This is a genomic window from Pedococcus cremeus, assembly GCF_900111375.1.
GTDB lineage: Bacteria > Actinomycetota > Actinomycetes > Actinomycetales > Dermatophilaceae > Pedococcus_A > Pedococcus_A cremeus.
In genome coordinates, this window is record NZ_FOHB01000003.1 from 71751 (window position 1) to 92657 (window position 20907).

Consider the following 20907-nt stretch of genomic DNA (forward strand, 5'->3'; position numbering starts at 1 on the left):
GCGCCGGGCTCGGCCCAGCCGAGCGCCGGGCTCAGCTCAGCCCTCGCTGGCGGCCTTCTGCTCCGCTGCGGCCTCCTTCTCGGGGGCCTTCACCTCGCGGCGGAGGATCTTGCCCGTGGGGCCCTTGGGCAGCTCGTCGACCAGCCAGATGTGGCGCGGGTACTTGTAGGCGGCGATGCGGTCCTTGACGAAGGCCTTGATGTCCTCGGTCGTCGCGGTCGCACCCGGCCGGAGCGCCACCGCGGCGCCGACGTCCTCGCCGAGCATGTCGTCGGGCACTGAGACGACGGCCGCCTCGAGCACGTCCGGGTGCTGGTAGAGCACCTCCTCGACCTCCCGGGGGTACACGTTCATGCCACCGCGCAGGATCATGTCCTTCTTGCGGTCCACGATCGTGAAGTAGCCCTCCTCGTCGACGGTCGCGAGGTCGCCGGTGCGGAACCAGCCGTCCGGGATCGCCTCGGCGGTCGCCTCGGGGTTGCGCCAGTAGCCCTTCATGACGTTGTCGCCGCGGATCGCGATCTCGCCGACGCCGTCGCCGGGGGCGACGTCCTTGCCGTCGAGGTCGACCAGCTTCATCTCGCAGCCGGGGATCGCCACGCCGATGGTGCCGGGCTTGCGCTCACGGCCCGGCATGTTGAACGACGCCACCGGCGAGGTCTCGGAGAGGCCGTAGCCCTCGAGGATGATGCAGCCGAACTTCTGCTCGAACGCCTTCATGACCTCCAGCGGCATCGCCGAGCCCCCCGAGCAGCAGATCCGCAGGTGCGTCGCGTCCATCGAGTCCGAGTCGGGGTGGTTGAGGATCGCGTGGTACATCGTCGGCACGCCGAGCATGATCGTGACGGACTCGTCGTTGATGACCTTGATGGCCGCGGCCGGGTCGAAGCGGGGGATGAGAGCCAGGGCGGCGCCGGCGATGACCGCGGCGTTGAGCCCGACGACCAGCCCGAAGACGTGGAAGAGCGGCAGGCAGCCCATGACGACGTCGTTCGGGTCGATGCCCTGGATGTCCTTGGCGCTGCGCCAGGCGTTGAGGTGGATGTTGCTGTGGGTCAGCTCGGCACCCTTCGGGCGCCCCGTCGTGCCGGAGGTGTAGAGGATGATCGCCGTGTCGTCGTCGGCGCGGTCCACCGGCTCGGTGACCGCCTCGCCGTCCTCGAGCGTCCCCTCCGCGGGGCCCATCGGCCCGCACGGGACGACCCGGGTGCCGGAGCCGGCGGCGCCCTCCACCGCCTCGTCGACGAAGTCCGGCCAGACGAAGGCCACCTTCGCGCCGGAGTTGGTGAAGAAGTAGTCGATCTCCCCCGCCTTGAGCAGCGGGTTCATCGGCACCACGATGCCGCCCGCGAGGAGGATGCCGTAGTAGACGACCGGGAAGGCCGGCACGTTGGGCAGGATCACCGCCACCCGGTCGCCCGGTTCGACGCCCGCCTGGCGAAGCTGCCCGGCCACCCTGGCAGCCATCGCGTGCACCTGGCCGTACCTGATGTCGTTGCCCGCGAACTTGATCGCCGGCCGGTCCGGGTACTCCCGGGCGGTGGCGACGAGGTCGGTGGCGAGGTTGGTCATCGGGGCTCCTTGGGTCGGCGCTGACTCTGCGCCCCATCTTGGTTGCTGACCTCCGCCTGCGCTACCAATCGGTACACATCCGTGTCGGTGTCGCTGTCCGCGTCGGTGTCGGCGGTCTGCGGCAGGATGGGCCCGTGAGCGAGATCGTCAGCGAGGTGCCGCAGGAGCTCCACCACGAGTGGGTCGACCTGGCCCAGAAGGCCGCCGAGGCCCAGTTCAACTACTACGTCAAGGACGCGCCGACGATCAGCGACGCGGACTACGACGGGGTCATCCGGCGGCTGACCGAGCTCGAGGAGGCCTACCCCTCGCTGCGGACGCCCGACAGCCCGACCCAGCAGGTCGGCGGCACGTTCTCCACCGACTTCGCCGCGGTCGACCACCTCGAGCGGATGCTGAGCCTCGACAACTGCTTCAGCCCCGAGGAGCTGGCGTCCTGGGCCGCGCGGGTCACCCGCGACGCCGGCCGCGACGACTTCCACTTCCTCAGCGAGCTCAAGATCGACGGCCTCGCCGTCAACCTGCTCTACGAGCACGGCCGGCTGGTGCGGGCGCTCACCCGCGGTGACGGGCGCACGGGGGAGGACGTCACCAACAACGTCCGCACCATCGAGCACATCCCGCACCGGCTCGCCGGCTCCGACCACCCCGCCCGGGTGGAGGTGCGCGGCGAGGTCTACTTCCCCATCGAGGCGTTCGCCGACCTCAACGCCTCCCTCGTGGAGGCGGGGAAGGCGCCGTTCGCGAACCCCCGCAACTCCGCCGCGGGGTCGCTGCGGCAGAAGGACCCCCGGGTGACGGCCAGCCGCCCGCTCCACATGCTCGTCCACGGCATCGGCTACCGCGAGGGCTTCGAGCTGACCCGCCAGTCGCAGGCCTACGAGCTGCTCGCCCAGTGGGGGCTGCCCGTCTCCTCGCACTACCGCGTCCTCGACACCATCGAGCAGGTGCAGGAGTTCGTCACCTACTTCGGCGAGAACCGGCACAGCGTCGAGCACGAGATCGACGGCATCGTCGTCAAGGTCGACGAGCTCGCCGTGCAGCGCGCGCTCGGCTCGACCTCGCGGGCCCCTCGCTGGGCGATCGCGTACAAGTACCCGCCCGAGGAGGTCAACACCAAGCTCCTCGACATCCAGGTGAACGTCGGGCGCACCGGCCGGGTCACTCCGTTCGGGGTGATGGAGCCCGTGCTGGTGGCCGGGTCCACCGTCGAGATGGCCACGCTGCACAACGCCCACGAGGTCAAGCGCAAGGGCGTGCTCATCGGCGACACCGTGGTGCTGCGCAAGGCCGGTGACGTCATTCCCGAGATCCTCGGACCTGTGGTCGCCCTGCGCGATGGCACCGAGCGCGAGTTCGTCATGCCGACCCACTGCCCCTCCTGTGGCACCGAGCTCGCGCCGCAGAAGGAGGGTGACAAGGACATCCGTTGCCCCAACTCCCGCTCCTGTCCGTCACAGCTGCGGGAGCGGGTCTTCGGCCTCGCCAGCCGCGGCGCCTTCGACATCGAGGCCCTGGGCTGGGAGGGGTCCATCGCGCTGCTCGAGTCGGGCGTCATCGAGGACGAGAGCACGCTGTTCGGGCTGACCGAGAAGGACATCGCCCGCGTACCCATCTACACCCGTGCGGCGAAGAGGACCGACCCGCCGGAGGAGGTCGTCGAGGGCCGGGTGCTCTCCGCCAACGGCAAGCGCCTGGTCGCCAACCTGCAGGCCGCCAAGGAGCAGCCCCTGTGGCGAGTGCTCGTCGGCCTCTCCATCCGCCACGTCGGCCCCACCGCCGCCCGGGCGCTGGCCCAGCACTTCGGCTCGATGGACGCCATCCGGGCCGCCAGCCGCGAGGAGCTCGCCTCCGTCGAGGGCGTCGGCGGCGTCATCGCCGACTCGGTGCGCGAGTGGTTCGACCTTCCGGAGAACGACTGGCACCTCCACATCGTCGAGCAGTGGGCCAGCGACGGCGTGCGCATGGAGGACGAGCGCGACGAGTCCGTCGAGCAGACGCTCTCGGGCCTGACCGTCGTGGTCACCGGATCGCTCGAGGGCTTCTCCCGTGACGAGGCCAAGGAGGCCATCCTGGCCCGCGGCGGCAAGGCGGCCGGGTCGGTGTCGAAGAAGACCGACTACGTCGTGGTCGGGGAGAACGCCGGGTCGAAGGAGGACAAGGCCCGCGAGCTCTGCCGGCCCATCCTCGACGAGGCCGGGTTCGTGCGCCTGCTCGAGACCGGCCGGCCCTGAAGAGAAGGAGGCACAGTGCGCGACGATCTGCTCCGGTACTGCGACGAGGCGCTCGTCGCGATGCGGGACATGGTGGTGGAGCTCCGCGACCAGCTCGCCAACCGGCGCCCCGACCTGCCCGGTGCCAACAGCCCGTTCGCGATCCTCACGCACTGCCTCGGCGTGTGCGGGTACTGGGCCTCGAGCGTGAACCTGGGGCGGGTGGTGCCGCGTGACCGCGACGCCGAGTTCACGGCCACCGGGCCCGTGGCCGACCTCGCCGCCCGCACGGACGCGCTGCGGTCCGACCTCGCGGACTGGTTCGCGGCGGCGGACGTCGACCGACCGCCCGCCAACCCACCCGGGGGCCTCGGCGACGACCGGGACCGCGCCATCGTCGCGACGCAGGGTTCCGTGCTGCTGCACGTCTACGAGGAGCTCGCCCAGCACCGCGGGCAGCTGGAGATCACCCGCGACGTCCTCCGTGCCGGGGCGTCCGGGCCGGCCGCCTGACGGCTGCTCGGCGGTCGCCGGTTCGGGGGAGGGGGCCGTGCTGCCGTAGTGTTGTGCCTCGTGGCAGTCGACTTCACCCAAGAGATCAAAGAGCTCCGCGCGACCATGGACTCGGTCCGCGGCGTGACCGACCTCGACACCCTGCAGGCCCGGATCAAGGACCTGGAGGCGCAGGCGTCGGCCCCCGATCTCTGGGACGACCCCGAGAAGGCCCAGCAGATCACCTCCGCCCTGTCGCGGGCCAACAGCGAGCGTGACCGCGTGGTCGGCATGGACGCCCGGGTCGAGGACCTCGAGGCGCTCGTCGAGATGGCCACCGAGGACGGCGGCGACGCCGACACCCTGGCCGAGGCCGAGCGCGAGCTCGTGGCCATCAAGAAGGCCCTCGGAGAGCTCGAGGTCCGCACCCTGCTGTCCGGCGAGTACGACGAGCGCGAGGCCGTCGTCACCATCCGGTCCGGAGCCGGCGGGGTCGACGCCGCCGACTTCGCCGAGATGCTGCTGCGCATGTACCTGCGCTGGGCCGAGCGTCACGGCTACCCGACCAAGGTCATGGACACCTCCTACGCGGAGGAGGCCGGCCTGAAGTCGGTCACCTTCGAGGTCAACGTGCCCTACGCCTACGGCAACCTCTCCGTCGAGGCCGGCACCCACCGCCTCGTGCGAATCAGCCCGTTCGACAACCAGGGCCGCCGCCAGACGAGCTTCGCGGCCGTCGAGGTCATCCCGCTCATCGAGTCGACCGACAGCATCGAGATCCCCGAGAACGAGATCAAGGTCGACGTCTTCCGCTCCTCGGGCCCGGGCGGCCAGAGCGTCAACACCACGGACTCCGCGGTCCGCATGACGCACATCCCCACCGGAATCGTGGTCTCGATGCAGAACGAGAAGTCCCAGATCCAGAACCGGGCCGCCGCCCTGCGCGTGCTCCAGTCGCGCCTGCTGCTGCAGAAGAAGGCCGAGGAGGCCGCCGAGCGCAAGGAGATGGCCGGCGACGTCAAGGCCAGCTGGGGCGACCAGATGCGCTCCTACGTCCTGCAGCCGTACCAGATGGTCAAGGACCTGCGAACCGAGCACGAGGTCGGCAACCCCAGCGCGGTGTTCGACGGCGACATCGACGACTTCATCGAGGCCGGCATCCGCTGGCGCAAGGAGCAGGAGAAGGCGAACGCCTGACCCGCGCCTCGGCCGGTCGGCCGGTTCGCAACGCCGAGGGTCCTCGGCTGCCGGGTTTGGGCGGAACCGCGACTTATCCTCGACGGTGCGCCACGCGCGTCCGCCGGTGTCGTGAGGCCGGAGGCGGGCGTGGCTCGTCGTCGACGTCCCCCAGCCGCGAAGGCCTCCCTGCCGCATGATCCGTTTCGAGAACGTCACCAAGGTCTACCCGCGCTCGTCGCGGCCGGCGCTGCACGACATCAACCTCGAGGTCAACCGCGGCGAGTTCGTCTTCGTGGTGGGGCAGTCCGGCTCCGGCAAGTCCACCCTGCTGCGGCTGGCCCTGCGTGAGGAGCAGGCGACCCGCGGCACGGTGCTGGTCGCCGGCCACGAGCTCGGCCGCCTGCCGCACCGCAAGGTGCCGCGCCTGCGCCGCGAGATCGGCACCGTCTTCCAGGACTTCCGCCTGCTGCCGAACAAGACCGTCTACCAGAACGTCGCCTTCGCCCTGCAGGTGCTCGGCCGCTCCGGCCACGCCATCCGCCAGGTCGTCCCCGAGACGCTCGAGATGGTCGGGCTGCAGGGCAAGGAGAAGCGCCTGCCGCACGAGCTCTCCGGCGGTGAGCAGCAGCGCGTCGCCATCGCCCGCGCGTTCGTCAACAAGCCGGCCATCCTGCTCGCCGACGAGCCCACCGGAAACCTCGACCCCACCACCAGCCTCGAGATCGTGCGCCTGCTCGACCGGATCAACCGGACCGGCACCACGATCGTCATGGCCACGCACGACGACGACATCGTCAACCAGCTGCGCAAGCGGGTGGTCGAGCTCGACAACGGCGAGGTCATCCGCGACGAGAACCAGGGCGTCTACGGCGCCGCGCGCTGACCGGCGCCCCACGACGACCCGACCACCCGGCATACCGACGACACACGAGCACACGAGAGACGTCACTGATGCGACTGCAGTTCATCCTCAGCGAGATCTGGATCGGCTTGCGCCGCAACCTGTCCATGGCCATCTCGGTGGTGCTGGTGACGATGGTGTCGATGTACCTGCTCGGCCTGGGCCTGCTCGCCCAGCGCCAGGCGGACACCTTCAAGGGCTACTGGTACGACCGGGTCCAGGTCACGATCTTCATGTGCACCGAGGACTCCGGCGAGCCCGCCTGTGACAAGAAGGCGGTCACCGAGGAGCAGAAGAACGCGATCAAGGCTCAGCTCGACCAGATGCGCCCGCTGGTCAAGAACGTCTACTACGAGTCCGAACAGCAGGCCTACGACCGGTTCCAGAAGCAGTTCCGCAACAGCCCGCTCGCCGGCAACGTGCGGGTCGGCGACATCCCGCAGAACTTCCGCGTGCAGCTGAGCGACCCGACGAAGTACGAGGTGATCGTCAGCTCGTTCGAGGGGGCGCCCGGCGTCGGCGCGGTGCAGGACCAGAAGAAGGTGCTCGACAAGTTCTTCAAGGGCATCAACTACATCACCATCTTCTCGTTCGTCCTCGCCGCCCTGATGGTGCTGTGCGCGGTGCTGCTCATGGCCACGACCATCCGCCAGGCGGCGTTCAGCCGGCGGCGTGAGACGGGGATCATGAAGCTCGTCGGCGCCTCGAACTTCACCATCCGGTTCCCGTTCATGATGGAGACGCTGCTCAGCTCGCTGCTAGGGGCGGCCGCCGCCACCGGCCTGCTGTGGGCGACGGCGAACTACGGGTTCAACCGCTACCTCAACCAGCTCATCCTCGACCAGGCCTTCATCGGTGTCTCCGACGTCTGGGCCATCACGCCGTGGATGGTCGTGGGCGTGGCCGTGCTGTCGATCGGCACCTCCTGGGTCACCCTGTGGCGCTACCTGCGCGTCTGACCGCCCCGGCACAGGGGAGCGGCGCACCCGGCGGTGATCGGCCGATCGACCCACGCCGTGGTCACCATTCCCGTCACATCCCCGCCACAATCCCCAGAAACTGGTGGTGACTGTGTTACGAATGGGGCCTATGAGTGCGAACCAGCCCCGCCGCGCCGTGTCGCGCCGCGTGCGCCTCGTGACGGTGGGTACCGCCCTCGCCTGCGCTGTCACCCTCATGGCACCGCCCATGGGGGCCACGGCAGCCGACCCGAACGACCAGAAGCGCAAGGTCGACCGCGAGATCTCCCAGCTGAAGGACCAGCTGCACGACACCTCGGCAGACCTCGCGGCCGCCTTCATCGCGCTACGGCGCACGCAGGCCGCCCTGCCGGTCGCCCAGGCCAAGCTGGACCGGGCCAACGCGGCGCTGGCCAAGGCCGACCGCCACAACGACGAGATGGCCGTCGCCCTGCAGGTCGCGCAGGCCAACGAGGCGCGGGCCGTGGATGCCTTGGCACGCACCGACGCCGACATCGCCGACACCCGCTCGCGGGTCGCGCACTTCGCCGCCCAGATGTACCAGGACCAGGGCATGGGGCAGCTCTCGGTGGCGATGAGCGCCACCAGCCCCGACGACTTCGCCACCAAGCTCGCCATGGCCGACACGGTCATGAGCGTGCAGAACTCCTCGCTCCAGCGGCTCTCGACCGTGCAGGCCGCGGCCACCGCGCAGAAGGCCCACGTCGAGGCGCTGCGCCGCGACTCCGCCCGCGCGAAGGTCGCCGCCGAGAACGCGCTCAAGGCGGCGACGGCCGCTCGCGCCCAGGCCCAGACCGCCAAGGTCCACCTCGACCAGCTCGCGGCCCAGCAGCGAAGCCAGGCCGCCCAGGTCGCCGCCCGCAAGGCCGCCGAGCAGCGCAAGCTCACCGGCATGCAGGCGGAGTCGGACCGCCTGACGAGGGTGCTGGCCGCCCGCGCCCGCGCCGCGAGGATCGCCGCCGCCAAGGCCCGCGCAGCCCGCGAGGCCGCGGCCCGGGCCGCCGCCCGCAAGGCGAAGCGCCGCTACGTGGCCCCGCCGCCGCCCCCGGCCGAGCGGTCGGGTGGCTACCTCTCCGCCCCCAGCACCGCGCCGATCTCCTCCGAGTTCGGGATGCGCTACCACCCGATCCTGCACTACTGGCGCCTGCACGCCGGTCGCGACTACGCCGCCAACTGTGGACAGCCCATCTACGCCGCGGCGCCGGGCACGATCATCTCGGCCGGCGTCGCCGGGGGCTACGGCAACCAGATCGTCATCGACCACGGCCTCCACGGCGGGGTCGACCTCGCCACGACCTACAACCACATGACGCGGTTCGCCCGCACCGGCGGCTACGTCAACCGGGGCCAGGTCATCGGCTACGTCGGCACGACCGGGACCTCCACGGGCTGCCACCTGCACTTCGAGGCGCGGGAGAACGGCACCCCGGTCGACCCGCGCAAGTGGCTCTGACGGCCGAGCCGGGCCGGACGCCCGCTGCCAGAGAACACCTCGGCGCCGCCAGGCGTTGAGCGGGTAGCGTGGCCCCGCACGGCAGGGCGCCGTGCAGCCGCACGGCAGCAGAGCAAGGACGGACGACAGCAGTGGCCAAGGAGCAGGGGCGCAAGCTCGTCGCGAGCAACCGCAAGGCGCGCCACGACTACCTCATCGAGGACACCTACGAGGCGGGCCTGGTGCTCACGGGCACCGAGGTGAAGTCGCTGCGCATGGGCCGGGCGTCGCTGGTCGACGGGTACGCCACGTTCTACGGCGACGAGCTGTGGCTCGAAGGCGTGCACATCCCCGAGTACCTCAACGGCACGTGGACCAACCACACGCCGCGCCGGCGCCGCAAGCTGCTGCTCAACCGCATCGAGCTCGACAAGCTCGCCGCCAAGACCCGTGAGAGCGGCCACACGATCGTGCCACTGGCGCTGTACTTCAAGGACGGCCGGGCCAAGGTCGAGATCGCCCTCGCCAAGGGCAAGAAGGCCTACGACAAGCGCCACGCGCTGCGGGAGCGGCAGGACGAGCGCGAGGTGCAGCGCGCGCTGCACTCCCGAGGCCGGGACGTCTGAGGGTGCGACCAGCGGGGGGTATGCCGCGGGCTGCCCGCGGCGGGGTGCGGCTCGGTGCGCTCATGGCTGTCCTACTGGTCTTGGCCACCCTGGGGGCTGCTCCGGCGTCGGCAGCCGGGTCCGAGGACAAGGCGACCCGCTTCCACGTCGACTTCGAGCTCAAGGCCGACGGCTCGGTCGACGTCACCGAGAACATCACCTGGCAGTTCCCGAGCGGCGAGGAGCGGCACGGGATCGAGCGGCTCATCAAGGTGCGCGCCGGCTACCAGGACCGCCAGGACACCTACCGGCTCTACGACATGAGCAGGGTCTCGGCGCAGTCGCCCTCGGGCGCGCCGTCGGACGTCAGCACCAGCTCGTTCGGCGCCTACGAGCGGATCCGCGTCGGCGACCCCAACCGCACCGTCTCGGGCACCCAGACCTACGTCGTGCGCTACACCCTCGCCCACTACGTCAACGGCTTCCCCGACCACGCCGAGCTCTACTTCAACCTCGTCGACACCTCGAACGAGAACACCTACGAGAACGTCTCGGCCACGGTGCACGGCCCGGCGCCGGTCGACCGGACCGACTGCTTCTACGGCGAGCTCGGGTCGACCCAGCGGTGCCAGTCGTCGCCGGGGGAGTCGGCCTCGTTCTCGGCGGGCACCGTGGCTCCCCGGCAGGCCGTCTCGATCCTGGCGTCCCTGCCGCGCAGCGCGTTCGGCTCGCTCGAGCCCGACCTGCGCGAGGGTGCCGTGACCGACAGCGGCGAGGTCGTCGCCACCGGCACCGCCCGGGCCCTCGGCGCGCTGAGCATCGGGGCAGGGGTCGTGCTCCCGGTGCTCGCCGCGGCGCTGATGGGCTTCCTGGTCTGGACCCGCGGACGCGACGAGCGCTACGCCGGGCTCACCCCCGGCCTGACCCCGGGCCTGACCCCGGGCCTGACCCCGGGCCTGACCCCGGGGATGGCTCCGGGCACGGCTCCTGGCGCCGGGCAGCAGGCGCAGGTCGTGCGCGGTGCCGCTCCCACCGTGGCGGTGCAGTTCACGCCCCCGGCGGGCGTCCAGCCGGGCATGCTCGGCACCGTCATCGACGAGACCGCCAACACGGTCGACGTGGCGGCGACGGTCGTCGACCTCGCGGTGCGCGGGCACCTGACCATGGAGGAGAGGGACCGGAGCGGCTTCGGACACCACGTCGACTGGATGCTCAGGCGCACGGAGAGCACCCGTGAGGACCGGTCCGCGCTGCACCTCTACGAGCGCCGGCTGCTCGACGGCATCTTCGCCGGCCGCGACGCGGTGCTCCTCTCGGAGCTCAAGAACGAGTTCAAGCCCACCCTCGACAGCGTGCAGTCGGCGATGTACGACGAGGTCGTCGCGCGAGGCTGGTTCCGGCGCTCACCCCGGGCCCAGCGGGCCGTGTGGACCGGCCTCGGCCAGGTCCTGGTCTTCGGCGGCATCCTCGGCACGTTCTGGTTCGGCAGTGGCCTGTCCTCGATGATGGCCGGGAGCGGCTACCCGGTGCCGCCTGCCCTGGCGCTCGCGGTCGGCGTCGTGCTCGCCGGAGCCATCTTCTGGCTGCTCGGTCGCCGGATGGCCGCCCGCACGGCCGAGGGCAGCGCGGTGCTCGCGCAGTCGCTCGGCTTCCGGGAGTACCTCGTGACCGCCGAGGCCTCGCAGATCCGCTGGGAGGAGGCCCAGGAGGTCTTCAGCCGCTACCTGCCGTACGCGATCGTCTTCGGCGTGGCGGAGAAGTGGGCCAAGACGTTCGAGCAGGTGGCCGCGGCAGCCGCAGCCGCCGGCCACACCATCGTCGCGCCGTGGTGGTACGCCGGCCCCGGCGGCTTCGGCAGCTTCACCCACCTCGCCTCGGGCATGGACTCGTTCGCCACCACGGCGGGCGGCACCTTCACGAGCACGCCCGGCTCCTCGGGCTCGAGCGGCTTCTCCGCCGGGGGCGGCTTCTCGGGCGGCGGTGGCGGGGGCAGCTCAGGCGGCTCCTGGTAGCTGCCAGGCACCGCGGGGCCGCGGCGGTGGAACGGGACGGCACACGACGAGGGGGCGGGTCCACGCGGACCCGCCCCCTCGTCGCACCGGACGGTCAGTCCTTGAACGCGTCCTTGACCTTCTCACCGGCCTGCTTCACGTCGGCCTTGGACTGGTCCATCTGGCCCTCGGCCTCGAGGCTCTCGTCGTCGGTCGCCTTGCCGGCGGCCTCCTTGGCCTTGCCCTGCATGTTCTCGGAGGTGTTCTCGATCTTGTCGCCGAGTCCCATGGCACTCTCCTGTCAGTCGGTGTCGGGTTGCCGCCGCCCCTCGTGGAGCCGGCGTCACCGCCACGCTAACCCCGCTCGCCGAAATCGGCAGTTCGAGCGGAGCCGGCCCGCGAGGGCCTCAGCCGGCGACCACCAGCAGCAGGTCGCCGCCCTCCACCTGCTGTTGGGAGCCGATGGCGAGCCGCTTGACGGTGCCGCCGACCGGGGCCGTGATGTTGGCCTCCATCTTCATGGCCTCGATGGTGGCCACGACGGCTCCGGCCTCGACCGTGGCGCCCTCCCCGACGGCCAGGCTCACCACGCCGGCGAACGGTGCCGCGACCTGGCCCTTGTCGGTGGGGTCGGCCTTCTCCGCCGAGCGGACCTGCACCGACACCGACTCGTCGCGCACCTGGAGGGGTCGCAGCTGGCCGTTCAGCGTGCACATCACAGTGCGCATGCCCCGCTCGTCCGGGTCGGAGATGGCCTGCAGGCTCAGCAGCAGACGCTTGCCGGGCTCGAGGTCGACCTCGTGCTCGACGCCGAGCTCGAGGCCGTGCAGGAACTCGCGCGTGCCGAGGACCGCCAGGTCGGAGTACGCCTCACGTGAGTGCAGGAAGTCCTTGGTCGGCCCCGGGAAGAGCAGCCGGTTGAGGGTGCTGCGGGGCTGCCGTCGCAGGGCCTCCTCGTCCTCGTCGGCGAGCTCGGTCACCCGCGGCTTGGTCGTGCGGCCCTGCAGCGCCTTGGTGCGGAACGGCTCCGGCCAGCCGCCGGGCGGGTCGCCGAGCTCGCCGTTGAGGAAGCCGATGACCGAGTCCGGGATGTCGTATGCCGTGGGGTCGGCCTCGAACGCGTCGGGGTCGGCGCCGGCGCCGACGAGCGCCAGGGCGAGGTCGCCCACCACCTTGGAGCTGGGCGTCACCTTGACGATGTTGCCCAGGATCCGGTTGGCGGCGGCATACGTGTCCTCGATCGACTCGAAGCGCTCGCCGAGCCCGAGGGCGATGGCCTGCTGGCGCAGGTTCGACAGCTGGCCGCCGGGGATCTCGTGGGTGTAGACCCGCCCGGTGGGGGAGGGCAGGCCCGACTCGAAGGGGGCGTAGAGGTGGCGCACGGCCTCCCAGTAGGGCTCGAGGTCGCACACCGCCTGGAGGTCGAGCCCGCTGGCCCGCTCGGTGCCGTCGGTCGCCGCCACGAGCGCCGACATCGACGGCTGGCTCGTGGTGCCCGACATCGACGCGCTCGCGACGTCGACCGCGTCGACGCCCGCGTCGATGGCGGCCAGCAGGGTGCCGAGCTGTCCACCGGCGGTGTCGTGGGTGTGCAGGTGCACGGGGAGGTCGAAGCGCTCACGCAGCGCCGTGACGAGGGTGCGCGCTGCCGGGGCGCGCAGCAGGCCGGCCATGTCCTTGATGGCGAGGATGTGGGCGCCCGACTCCACGATCTGCTCGGCGAGGTGCAGGTAGTAGTCGAGGGTGTAGAGCTTCTCGCCCGGGCTGGTGAGGTCGCCGGTGTAGCAGAGGGCGACCTCGGCGACCGCCGTGCCGGTGTCGCGCACGGCCTCGATGGCCGGCCGCATCTGCCCGACGTCGTTGAGGGCGTCGAAGATGCGGAAGATGTCGATGCCCGTGTGGGCCGCCTCGTGCACGAAGGCGTCGGTCACCTTGGTCGGGTACGGCGTGTAGCCGACGGTGTTGCGGCCGCGGAGCAGCATCTGCAGCGGCAGGTTGGGCATCGCCTCGCGCAGCGCGGCCAGCCGTTCCCACGGGTCCTCGGAGAGGAAGCGCAGGGCGACGTCGTAGGTGGCACCTCCCCAGGCCTCGACGCTCAGCAGCTGGGGGGTCATGCGGGCGACGTACGGCGCCACGTGCAGCAGGTCGCGGGTGCGCAGCCGGGTGGCGAGCAGCGACTGGTGGGCGTCGCGGAAGGTCGTGTCGGTGACGGCCACGGGCACCTGCTCGCGCAGCGACCGGGCGAAGGCCTCGGGGCCCTGCCGCACCAGGCGGTCACGGGCACCCGGCTGGGGCGGCGCCTCGAGGTCGAGGGCGGGCAGCTTGCCCTGCGGGGACGCGTGGGTGCGGGCGGGACCGTGGGGCTGGTTGACGGTGACCTCGGCGAGGTAGGTCAGCAGCTTGGTGCCGCGGTCGGCCGGCACCCGGGCGGTGCGCAGCTCGGGCCGCTCGTCGATGAAGGCGGTGCTGAGCCGCCCGGCCTGGAAGTCGGGCTCGTCGAGGAGCGCCTGGAGGAACGGGATGTTCGTGGACACGCCACGGATGCGGAACTCGGCCAGGGCCCGCCGGGCGCGGCGCACGGCCGTGGGGAAGTCGGCGCCGCGACAGGTCAGCTTGACCAGCATGGAGTCGAAGTGCGCCCCGATCTCGGCGCCGACGAAGACCGTGCCGCCGTCGAGGCGCACCCCCGCACCGCCTGCCGACCGGTAGGTCGTCACGCGACCGGTGTCGGGACGGAAGCCGTTGGCCGGGTCCTCGGTGGTGATGCGGCACTGCAGGGCGGCGCCGCGGATCCGCAGCCGGTCCTGTGACAGCCCGAGGTCGTCGAGCGTCTCGCCGCTGGCGATCCGCAGCTGCGCACCGACGAGGTCGACGTCGGTGATCTCCTCGGTGACCGTGTGCTCCACCTGGATGCGGGGGTTCATCTCGATGAAGACGTAGCGCCCGTCCGGGGCGAGCAGGAACTCCACCGTGCCGGCGTTGACGTAGCCGATCTCGCGGGCGAAGGCGACGGCGTGGGCGCAGATGCGCTCCCGCAGCTCAGGGTCGAGGTTGGGGGCCGGCGCGATCTCGACCACCTTCTGGTGGCGCCGCTGCACCGAGCAGTCGCGCTCGAAGAGGTGGATGACGTTGCCGGCGGCGTCGGCGAGGATCTGGACCTCGATGTGCCGCGGGCTGACGACCGCCTCCTCGAGGAAGACGGTCGGGTCGCCGAACGCGGACTCCGCCTCGCGCATGCACGCCTCGATGGCGTCGCGCAGCTCGGAGGGCTGCTCGACCCGGCGCATGCCGCGCCCGCCACCACCGGCCACGGCCTTGACGAAGACCGGGAAGCCGATCTCGTGCGCGGCCGCCTCGAGCGTGTCGACGTCGGTGCCCGGCTCGGCGCTGCGCAGCGTCGGCAGTCCGGCCTTCTTGGCGGCGGCGATGGCGCGAGCCTTGTTGCCGGTCAGGTGCAGCACGCTGGCGGGCGGCCCCACGAAGGTGACGCCCTGGGCGGCGCACTCCTCGGCCAGGTCGGGGTTCTCGCTCAGGAAGCCGTACCCCGGGTAGACCGCGTCGGCCCCGGCGTCCACCGCGGTACGGACCACGGCGGCCGGGTCGAGGTAGGCCCGCACGGGGTGCCCGGGCTCGCCGATCTGGTAGGCCTCGTCGGCCTTGAGCACGTGCTCGGACTTGCGGTCCTCGTAGGGGAAGACGGCGACCGTCTTGGCGCCGAGCTCGGTGGCGGCGCGGAAGGCGCGGACTGCGATCTCGCCGCGGTTGGCGACCAGGACCTTGCTGAACACAGGGGGACCTCCTGTGGGCGGGGCAGGCGTGTGCCGCGAGCCTAGTGACCTGTCCCGCCACGTGAGATGTCACGACCGTCATACGGACACCGCCCAGCGGGCCGGGCCGTCGCCACACCGCGCCCGACGCAGCCCGACGAGTTCCTGCGAGGTCCCCGCGCACCTGCGCGAAAAGACGTAGAAGGCGGGCCCATCGCCTCTGGGCACTTGTTACCGGTCAGTAGAGCGTGGTGGTGGACCGAGAGCCGCCGAGCGGCACCGGCCACCCAGGGCTCCCGGCTCACGGTGCCACCACGGCACCGGGACCTCGAAAGGGGGCGTCATGAGAGACGGACGCACAGCACCGGTGACCTACAGGGTCCACCTCACCCGGCCTGCTCTGCTCGTCGCCGCGTTGGGGGTCCTCGCCCTCGGCGTGGGCTTCCTCGCGCCGCTGTCGGCGGAGGCGGGCGACCACCAGGGCGGCGGCGTCGACGTGGGCGCCAAGCCGTGGGTCTGCCACCCCGTCGAGGGCGCCGGTGAGGCCAGCTCGGGCTGGAACCTCATCGACCCGTCGAAGGCGTCGTCGCACATCGACGAGGCGACGGGGGCCGGCAAGCACACCCGCAAGGACGGCAGCACCGACGTGTATGCCGTGTGGACCGACGGGACGTGGACGTGCCCCGGCTCGGTGCCGCCGACGACCACCACTGCCACGACATCGACCACGACAACCACTCCGCCGACGACTGAGCCTCCGACGACCGAGCCTCCGACGACGAGTGAGCCGCCGACCGCCACGACCACCGCACCGTCGACGGAGACCCCGGGCACCGGTGCGACCGTGCCGTCGACGACGTCGTCGAACCCGCTGGTCCCCGGGACGACAGAGGGGGAGACGCCCGAGGAAGGCGCCACCGTGGCACCCACCACGCCCAGAACGGCTGCTGGCCCCGAGGTGGGGGCGGTTCAGGAGAACGCCGTGCCGCAGGCCCACACCGACGGTGCCGACCTGGTCGGCTCGTCCGGTGGCTGGACCGGGCTGCAGGCGGCCCTCGTGGGGGCCGGGCTGCTGATGGTGGCCTCCGGTGGCCTGATGACCGTCCGACGGGAACCGGTCGACCGGTAGGACCCATCGAAGGCGGGAGTGAGGCTCCGTGAGGACCGGCCGACACCGGGTGACCGGTGCGACCACCGGCCGGGCGGCCGCCGCCACCGTGCTGGTGGCGGCGGCAGCCGCCCTGCTCGCCACGACGCCGCAGCAGGTGGGTGAGCAGGGCCGGGCCAGCGGCATACCGGATGTGGCGGTGACGGCGCCGGCCACCGTCGCACCGGCACCGCCGCAGTCGTCGTCGCGTCCGGCGCGGGAGGCGAGGGCGTACGTGCCCGAGAGCCCGCCGGTGCTCCTCGAGGTGCCGACGATCGGGCTACGCGTCACCGTCACACCGTGGGGCGAGCAGCAGGTCGCGGCCCACGGCGGAGCGGTCATGCCCTCCTCCCTCTGGGATGTCGCGTGGTGGACCGGGGGAGGCACCCCGGGCAGCCACGCCGCCAACACCGTCTACCTCTACGGGCACACCTGGACCGCGCCGGCGGTCTTCAACCGGGTCAAGGAGCTCCGGCTCGGTGACGCGGTGGTGGTGACCACCCGAGCCGGACGGCTCGCCTACGTCGTCGAGCAGTCGTTCACCGTGGCCAAGGCCGACCTCGACGACCACCCGCTCGTCCGCGACGCGCATCCCGGGCGGCTCCTGCTCATCGGCTGCTTCCGGGAGACGGGCCGGGAGGAACGCACCACCCGCAACGTGGTGGTCGTCGCCCAGCTGGGATGAGGGTGCTGGGGTGGGCCAAGCACGAAGGGCCAACCCACGTCGTCCTTCCGGGTTACGACAAGCATGGAGGGAGTAGGACGGATGCGTCTGTGCTGTCGAGTCGACCGGGCTCGATCCTGACAAAAGGGCCGGGAGCCGCCGCGGGGGCAGCGGGTCTCTCGGGACTCTCGGCTCCGGTGCCGTGCACCGCACCGCCTTCGGAAAGGGGGACGTCATGCAGAAACATCAAGCCGCCCCGGTCGTCGTCAGGTTCCGTCCCACCCGCGCAGCACTCCTTGCGGCGTTGGCGGGGCTCGTCGCGGTGGCCTTCGGGCTGTTCGCTCCGCTCTCGGCGCAGGCGGGTGACCACAGCGGCAACGGGAGAGGCGGTGACAAGCCGTGGATCTGCCACCCCGTCGAGGGCAAGGGCGAGAGCGGCGCCGGCTACAACGTCATCAACCCGAACGCGCACTCCAGCCACATCAACGAGCAGAATGGCGCCGGCAAGCACACCCGCAAGGACGGGCGCACGGACACCTACGCGTCCGGTGGCAAGGACTGTGCCCAGGGCTACCCGACGCCGACCCACACCAAGACCCACCACCCGAAGCCGCACCCGACGACGACCTGCCCCACCACCTCCACGACGTCGTCGACGAGCACGACCACCACGAGCACGACGACCTCATCGACGACGAGCTCGTCCACCACGAGCTCGTCCACGACCAGCTCGTCCACGACTCCGTCCACCGGGGCCACCTCGTCGTCGACGACGAGCTCGACGCCGGTGACCCCGGCCACGCAGACCACGCCGCCGTCGGTGGCGCCGTTCCAGCCGCCGTCGCAGGCTCCGGCCGCCCCGGCCGAGGCCGCCGTCGTGGCGCCGGCCGCCCAGGCACCGCAGCAGGCCGCCGTGGTGCAGAACGCCGTGCCGCAGGCGGCCACCGATGGTGCCGACCTGCAGCCGCAGGGCGCTGGCTCGACCGGCCTGCAGCCGATGCTCATCGGCGCTGGGCTGCTCCTGCTGCTCGCCGCCGGCCTGTTCTCGGCTCGTCGGACGCCGACCAGCTGACCCGGTCACGGTCACATCGAACCGCGAACCGCTGCTGCCGCCGCCCACCGTGGCGGCGGCAGCAGCGGGGTCCGGGCAGGCCGAGGGCGCACCTCTGCGCACACCACTGCATTCGTCCTACGGCACACGGCGCAGACCACGTAGAACTCCTGCATCTGTGCCTCGTGCACCTGCATGCCGACTCTGGGAGGAGGTCGCTACGTCTGGGGTACTCGCGCCTGCGGGTGGCGACCTCGTGCAACAGGCGGACCTCGTCCGCCTGAGGAGTGAGGGGTGCCATGCAGGAGAAGAAGGCAGCGCCGACGGTCTACACGTTCCGTCTCAGTCGTCCGTCCATGGTGGTGGGGCTGCTGGGCCTGGTCGCGGTGGTGGTGGGCTTCGTGGCCCCCGCCCAGGCGACTCCGCCAGACCCGGCCCACAAGGACTACGTCTGCAAGTACGTCGGGAAGCCGGGGGTGGACGAGCGGCTCCAGACCGGCCAGAACCCGATCTGGGTCGACACGGCGGCCACGCAGGGCACCTGGTTCAACGACCGCCAGGGCCGGTCCTACGTCCTCATCGCCGACACCCTCAAGCTCGACCCCGAGCCGGACGTGAGCCAGTGCCCGCCGCCGCCCCCACCCCCCACCACCTCGACGACCAGCTCCTCCTCGAGCAGCTCCTCCTCGAGCACGACGTCCGGCACGGGAACGCACACGGAGACGCACACCACGCCGCCGACGTCGACGACCTCGCACACGGAGACGCACACCACGCCGCCGACGTCGACGACCTCGCACACCGGGACGCACACCACCCCGCCGACGCACACCACGTCGACCTCGGGCACGGGGACCTCCACGGAGACCTCGAGCACGACCACCTCGAGCACGACCTCGAGCACGACGTCGACCACCTCCACGGAGACCCCGAGCACCGGTGCCACGTCGCCGACCTCCTCCACCAGCGCCCCGGCGCCGGAGACCCCCGCCACGGAGACTCCGAGCACCGAGGCACCCGAGGTGCCGGCAACCGAGGCGCCCACGACGCCGGCTGCGCCGGGGGCGGGGCAGCCCGAGCTGGGGGCGGTCAACGAGAACGCCGTGCCCCAGGCGGCCACCGACGGTGCCGACCTGATGGGCGGCGACAGCACCTGGGGTGGCCTGCGCTACGGGCTCGTCGGATCGGGGGCACTGCTGCTCCTGGCTGCCGGCCTGATGTCCATGAGGCGCCGTCACACCTTCTAGGAGCGGGGAGCCCGTGAGGTTCCGCAGCAACGCACCGACCGGCCGGTCCAAGAGGTACCGGCCGGTCGGGTGGGCGACCGTCGCCGCCACCGTCCTGGTGGCGGCGGCGGTCGCCCTGCTCGTGGCCGGAGTGGTCGGGCTCAGCGGGTGGCCGGACCTGTTCCCGGGTGGTCGCGGCGTCGCAGCAGCGTCCACCGCCTCGGCACCACAGACCTCGCACGGCGTCGACCCGGCGCCGCCACAGTCGTTCTCGCGGCCCGCCGACGAGTCGCGCCCGTACGTGCCCAGCAGCGAGCCGCGGCTGCTGGAGGCGCCGGCGATCCGGCTGCGCGCCGCCGTGACCCCGTACACCCCCGAGCAGGTGGCAGCGAACGACGGGGCCGTGAAGCCCTCGAGCCTGTGGGAGGTGGCGTGGTGGACCGGGGGAGGCATGCCCGGCAGCCATGCCGGCAACACGGTCTACCTCTACGGGCACACCTGGAAGGAGCCGGCCGTCTTCAACCACATCAAGGAGCTCCGACGCGGTGACTCCGTCTACGTCACCACCCGCACCGGCCGCCTGCGCTACGTGGTCGACAGCTCCTTCACCGTCGCCAAGACCGACCTCAGCAAGACCCCTGCCGTCGCTGCCGGGATCCCCGGGCGCCTGCTCCTCCTCGGGTGCTACCGGGCCACCGGCCACGAGGAGCACACCACACGGAATGTCGTGGTCATAGCCCACCTCGCGTAGGGTGTCGGCCCGTCCGAGCCAGATGGACGGTTTGCGAGGTATGACATGGCACGGCACCGGGCCGTACCCACCAGTTCACGACAGCGACTTCTCGGAGTGGTGGCCGTCGCCGCGCTCCTGGCCGGGAGCGCGGGCGCCGTGATGGCGTTCGGTCGCGAGAGCAGCTCCCCGACGAGCGGCTCCACGGTCGCAGCACCCCCGACGACCCCGTCGTGGAGCCCGACGAGTCCCCCCACCACCCCGACGACGCGGGTCAGCACGACCGCCCCCACCCGGGCCGTGCCGACGACCACGACCCAGACCACGGCCGCGCCGACGCCCACGCGCACACCGGCCCGCACCACGACGACGCCGAAGGCGCCGTCGCAGACGGCTGCACCCAAGCCGGTGCAGGCGGCGCCCAAGCCGTCGCCGCAGGCCACGACGGCGCGCGCGACCAGTACGCCGAAGCCGTCTCCGAAGCCGGTCACCGCCTCCAGTGGGGTGGCCGCGCAGGTCCTGACCCTCGTGAACGCCGAGCGCGCGAAGGCCGGCTGCGGCGCCCTGGCCACCAGCTCCGCGCTGCAGCGGGCCGCCCAGGGCCACAGTGCCGACATGGCGGCGAACGACTACTTCTCGCACACCAGCCAGGACGGCCGCACCTTCGCCGACCGGATCCGTGCTGCGGGCTACACCGGCGGTGCCATCGCCGAGAACATCGCGGCAGGCCAGGCCACGGCCACCGCCGTCATGACGAGCTGGATGAACAGCCCGGGCCACCGCGCCAACATCCTCAACTGCGCCTACCGCTACCTCGGCGTGGGCTACGCCAAGGGCGGCACCTACGGCACGTACTGGACCCAGGACTTCGGCGGCTGATTTTGGCGGCTGATTTTGGCGGCTGACGAACGCCACCGGAGCGTGGCATGACGGAGCGTGACATGACCGTGGGCCGGC

The 20907-nt window shown here is 71.6% G+C and carries 18 protein-coding genes; 14 read left to right on the forward strand and 4 right to left on the reverse strand.

Annotated elements, in window-relative coordinates; all coding sequences use genetic code 11:
• Positions 1–36: 36 nt before the first annotated feature.
• Positions 37–1572, reverse strand: coding sequence for a long-chain-fatty-acid--CoA ligase (locus BMW78_RS06325; RefSeq protein ID WP_091757566.1), 1536 nt, complete (start codon positions 1570–1572; stop codon positions 37–39).
• Positions 1573–1706: 134 nt separating this feature from the next.
• Between BMW78_RS06325 and ligA the strand changes: the two genes are divergently transcribed.
• From ligA to BMW78_RS06365, 8 genes are all read left to right on the forward strand, one after another.
• Positions 1707–3806, forward strand: a complete 2100-nt coding sequence (ligA, locus tag BMW78_RS06330; protein WP_245735700.1) for an NAD-dependent DNA ligase LigA — start codon at positions 1707–1709, stop codon at positions 3804–3806.
• Positions 3807–3821: 15 nt separating this feature from the next.
• Positions 3822–4298, forward strand: a complete 477-nt coding sequence (locus tag BMW78_RS06335; RefSeq protein ID WP_218144264.1) for a mycothiol transferase — start codon at positions 3822–3824, stop codon at positions 4296–4298.
• Between the two features lie 60 nt (positions 4299–4358).
• Positions 4359–5474, forward strand: a complete 1116-nt coding sequence (gene prfB / locus BMW78_RS06340) for a peptide chain release factor 2 (RefSeq protein WP_091757569.1) — start codon at positions 4359–4361, stop codon at positions 5472–5474.
• Positions 5475–5649: 175 nt separating this feature from the next.
• A complete protein-coding gene (gene ftsE / locus BMW78_RS06345) occupies positions 5650–6339 on the forward strand; it encodes a cell division ATP-binding protein FtsE (protein ID WP_091757571.1) in 690 nt (229 codons plus the stop codon).
• Between the two features lie 68 nt (positions 6340–6407).
• Positions 6408–7316: a permease-like cell division protein FtsX gene (gene ftsX, locus BMW78_RS06350; protein WP_091757573.1), complete on the forward strand. Its 909-nt coding sequence runs from the start codon at positions 6408–6410 to the stop codon at positions 7314–7316.
• A 130-nt stretch (positions 7317–7446) separates the two neighbouring features.
• Positions 7447–8790, forward strand: a complete 1344-nt coding sequence (locus BMW78_RS06355; protein ID WP_143056166.1) for a M23 family metallopeptidase — start codon at positions 7447–7449, stop codon at positions 8788–8790.
• A gap of 131 nt (positions 8791–8921) precedes the next feature.
• Positions 8922–9395, forward strand: a complete 474-nt coding sequence (gene smpB / locus BMW78_RS06360; protein WP_091757576.1) for an SsrA-binding protein SmpB — start codon at positions 8922–8924, stop codon at positions 9393–9395.
• 80 nt (positions 9396–9475) lie between these two features.
• Positions 9476–11386 carry a DUF2207 domain-containing protein gene (locus BMW78_RS06365; protein WP_245735701.1) on the forward strand — a complete coding sequence of 637 codons (1911 nt, stop codon included), beginning with the start codon at positions 9476–9478 and terminating at the stop codon, positions 11384–11386.
• A 94-nt stretch (positions 11387–11480) separates the two neighbouring features.
• On the opposite strand, the gene BMW78_RS06370 is transcribed toward BMW78_RS06365, so the two are convergent.
• Both BMW78_RS06370 and BMW78_RS06375 read right to left on the reverse strand, forming a co-directional pair.
• A complete protein-coding gene (locus tag BMW78_RS06370; RefSeq protein WP_091757580.1) occupies positions 11481–11654 on the reverse strand; it encodes a CsbD family protein in 174 nt (57 codons plus the stop codon).
• Positions 11655–11772: 118 nt separating this feature from the next.
• A complete protein-coding gene (locus BMW78_RS06375; RefSeq protein ID WP_091757582.1) occupies positions 11773–15153 on the reverse strand; it encodes a pyruvate carboxylase in 3381 nt (1126 codons plus the stop codon).
• A 322-nt stretch (positions 15154–15475) separates the two neighbouring features.
• On the opposite strand from BMW78_RS06375, the gene BMW78_RS06380 reads away from it, so the two are divergent.
• The 3 genes from BMW78_RS06380 (at position 15476) to BMW78_RS20420 (ending at position 18015) form a co-directional block, all read left to right on the forward strand.
• On the forward strand, positions 15476–16261 hold the full coding sequence (locus tag BMW78_RS06380; protein ID WP_143056167.1) for a hypothetical protein: 786 nt from the start codon (positions 15476–15478) through the stop codon (positions 16259–16261).
• A gap of 28 nt (positions 16262–16289) precedes the next feature.
• Positions 16290–16964, forward strand: coding sequence for a class F sortase (locus BMW78_RS06385; protein ID WP_143056168.1), 675 nt, complete (start codon positions 16290–16292; stop codon positions 16962–16964).
• 214 nt (positions 16965–17178) lie between these two features.
• Entirely contained in the window at positions 17179–18015 is an 837-nt protein-coding gene (locus tag BMW78_RS20420) for a hypothetical protein (RefSeq protein ID WP_143056169.1), read from the forward strand.
• 547 nt (positions 18016–18562) lie between these two features.
• Here the strand turns inward: BMW78_RS20420 and BMW78_RS20725 are convergent.
• Positions 18563–18988, reverse strand: a complete 426-nt coding sequence (locus BMW78_RS20725) for a hypothetical protein (protein WP_218144265.1) — start codon at positions 18986–18988, stop codon at positions 18563–18565.
• Between the two features lie 28 nt (positions 18989–19016).
• Between BMW78_RS20725 and BMW78_RS20730 the strand changes: the two genes are divergently transcribed.
• From BMW78_RS20730 to BMW78_RS06415, 3 genes are read left to right on the forward strand one after another with little or no spacing between them, the layout of a single operon-like run.
• Complete coding sequence (locus BMW78_RS20730; RefSeq protein ID WP_091757592.1) at positions 19017–19241, forward strand: hypothetical protein; 225 nt, start codon at positions 19017–19019, stop codon at positions 19239–19241.
• Between the two features lie 13 nt (positions 19242–19254).
• Positions 19255–19971 carry a class F sortase gene (locus tag BMW78_RS06410; RefSeq protein WP_091757593.1) on the forward strand — a complete coding sequence of 239 codons (717 nt, stop codon included), beginning with the start codon at positions 19255–19257 and terminating at the stop codon, positions 19969–19971.
• A gap of 45 nt (positions 19972–20016) precedes the next feature.
• On the forward strand, positions 20017–20829 hold the full coding sequence (locus BMW78_RS06415) for a CAP domain-containing protein (RefSeq protein WP_245735702.1): 813 nt from the start codon (positions 20017–20019) through the stop codon (positions 20827–20829).
• Positions 20830–20907: the final 78 nt, after the last annotated feature.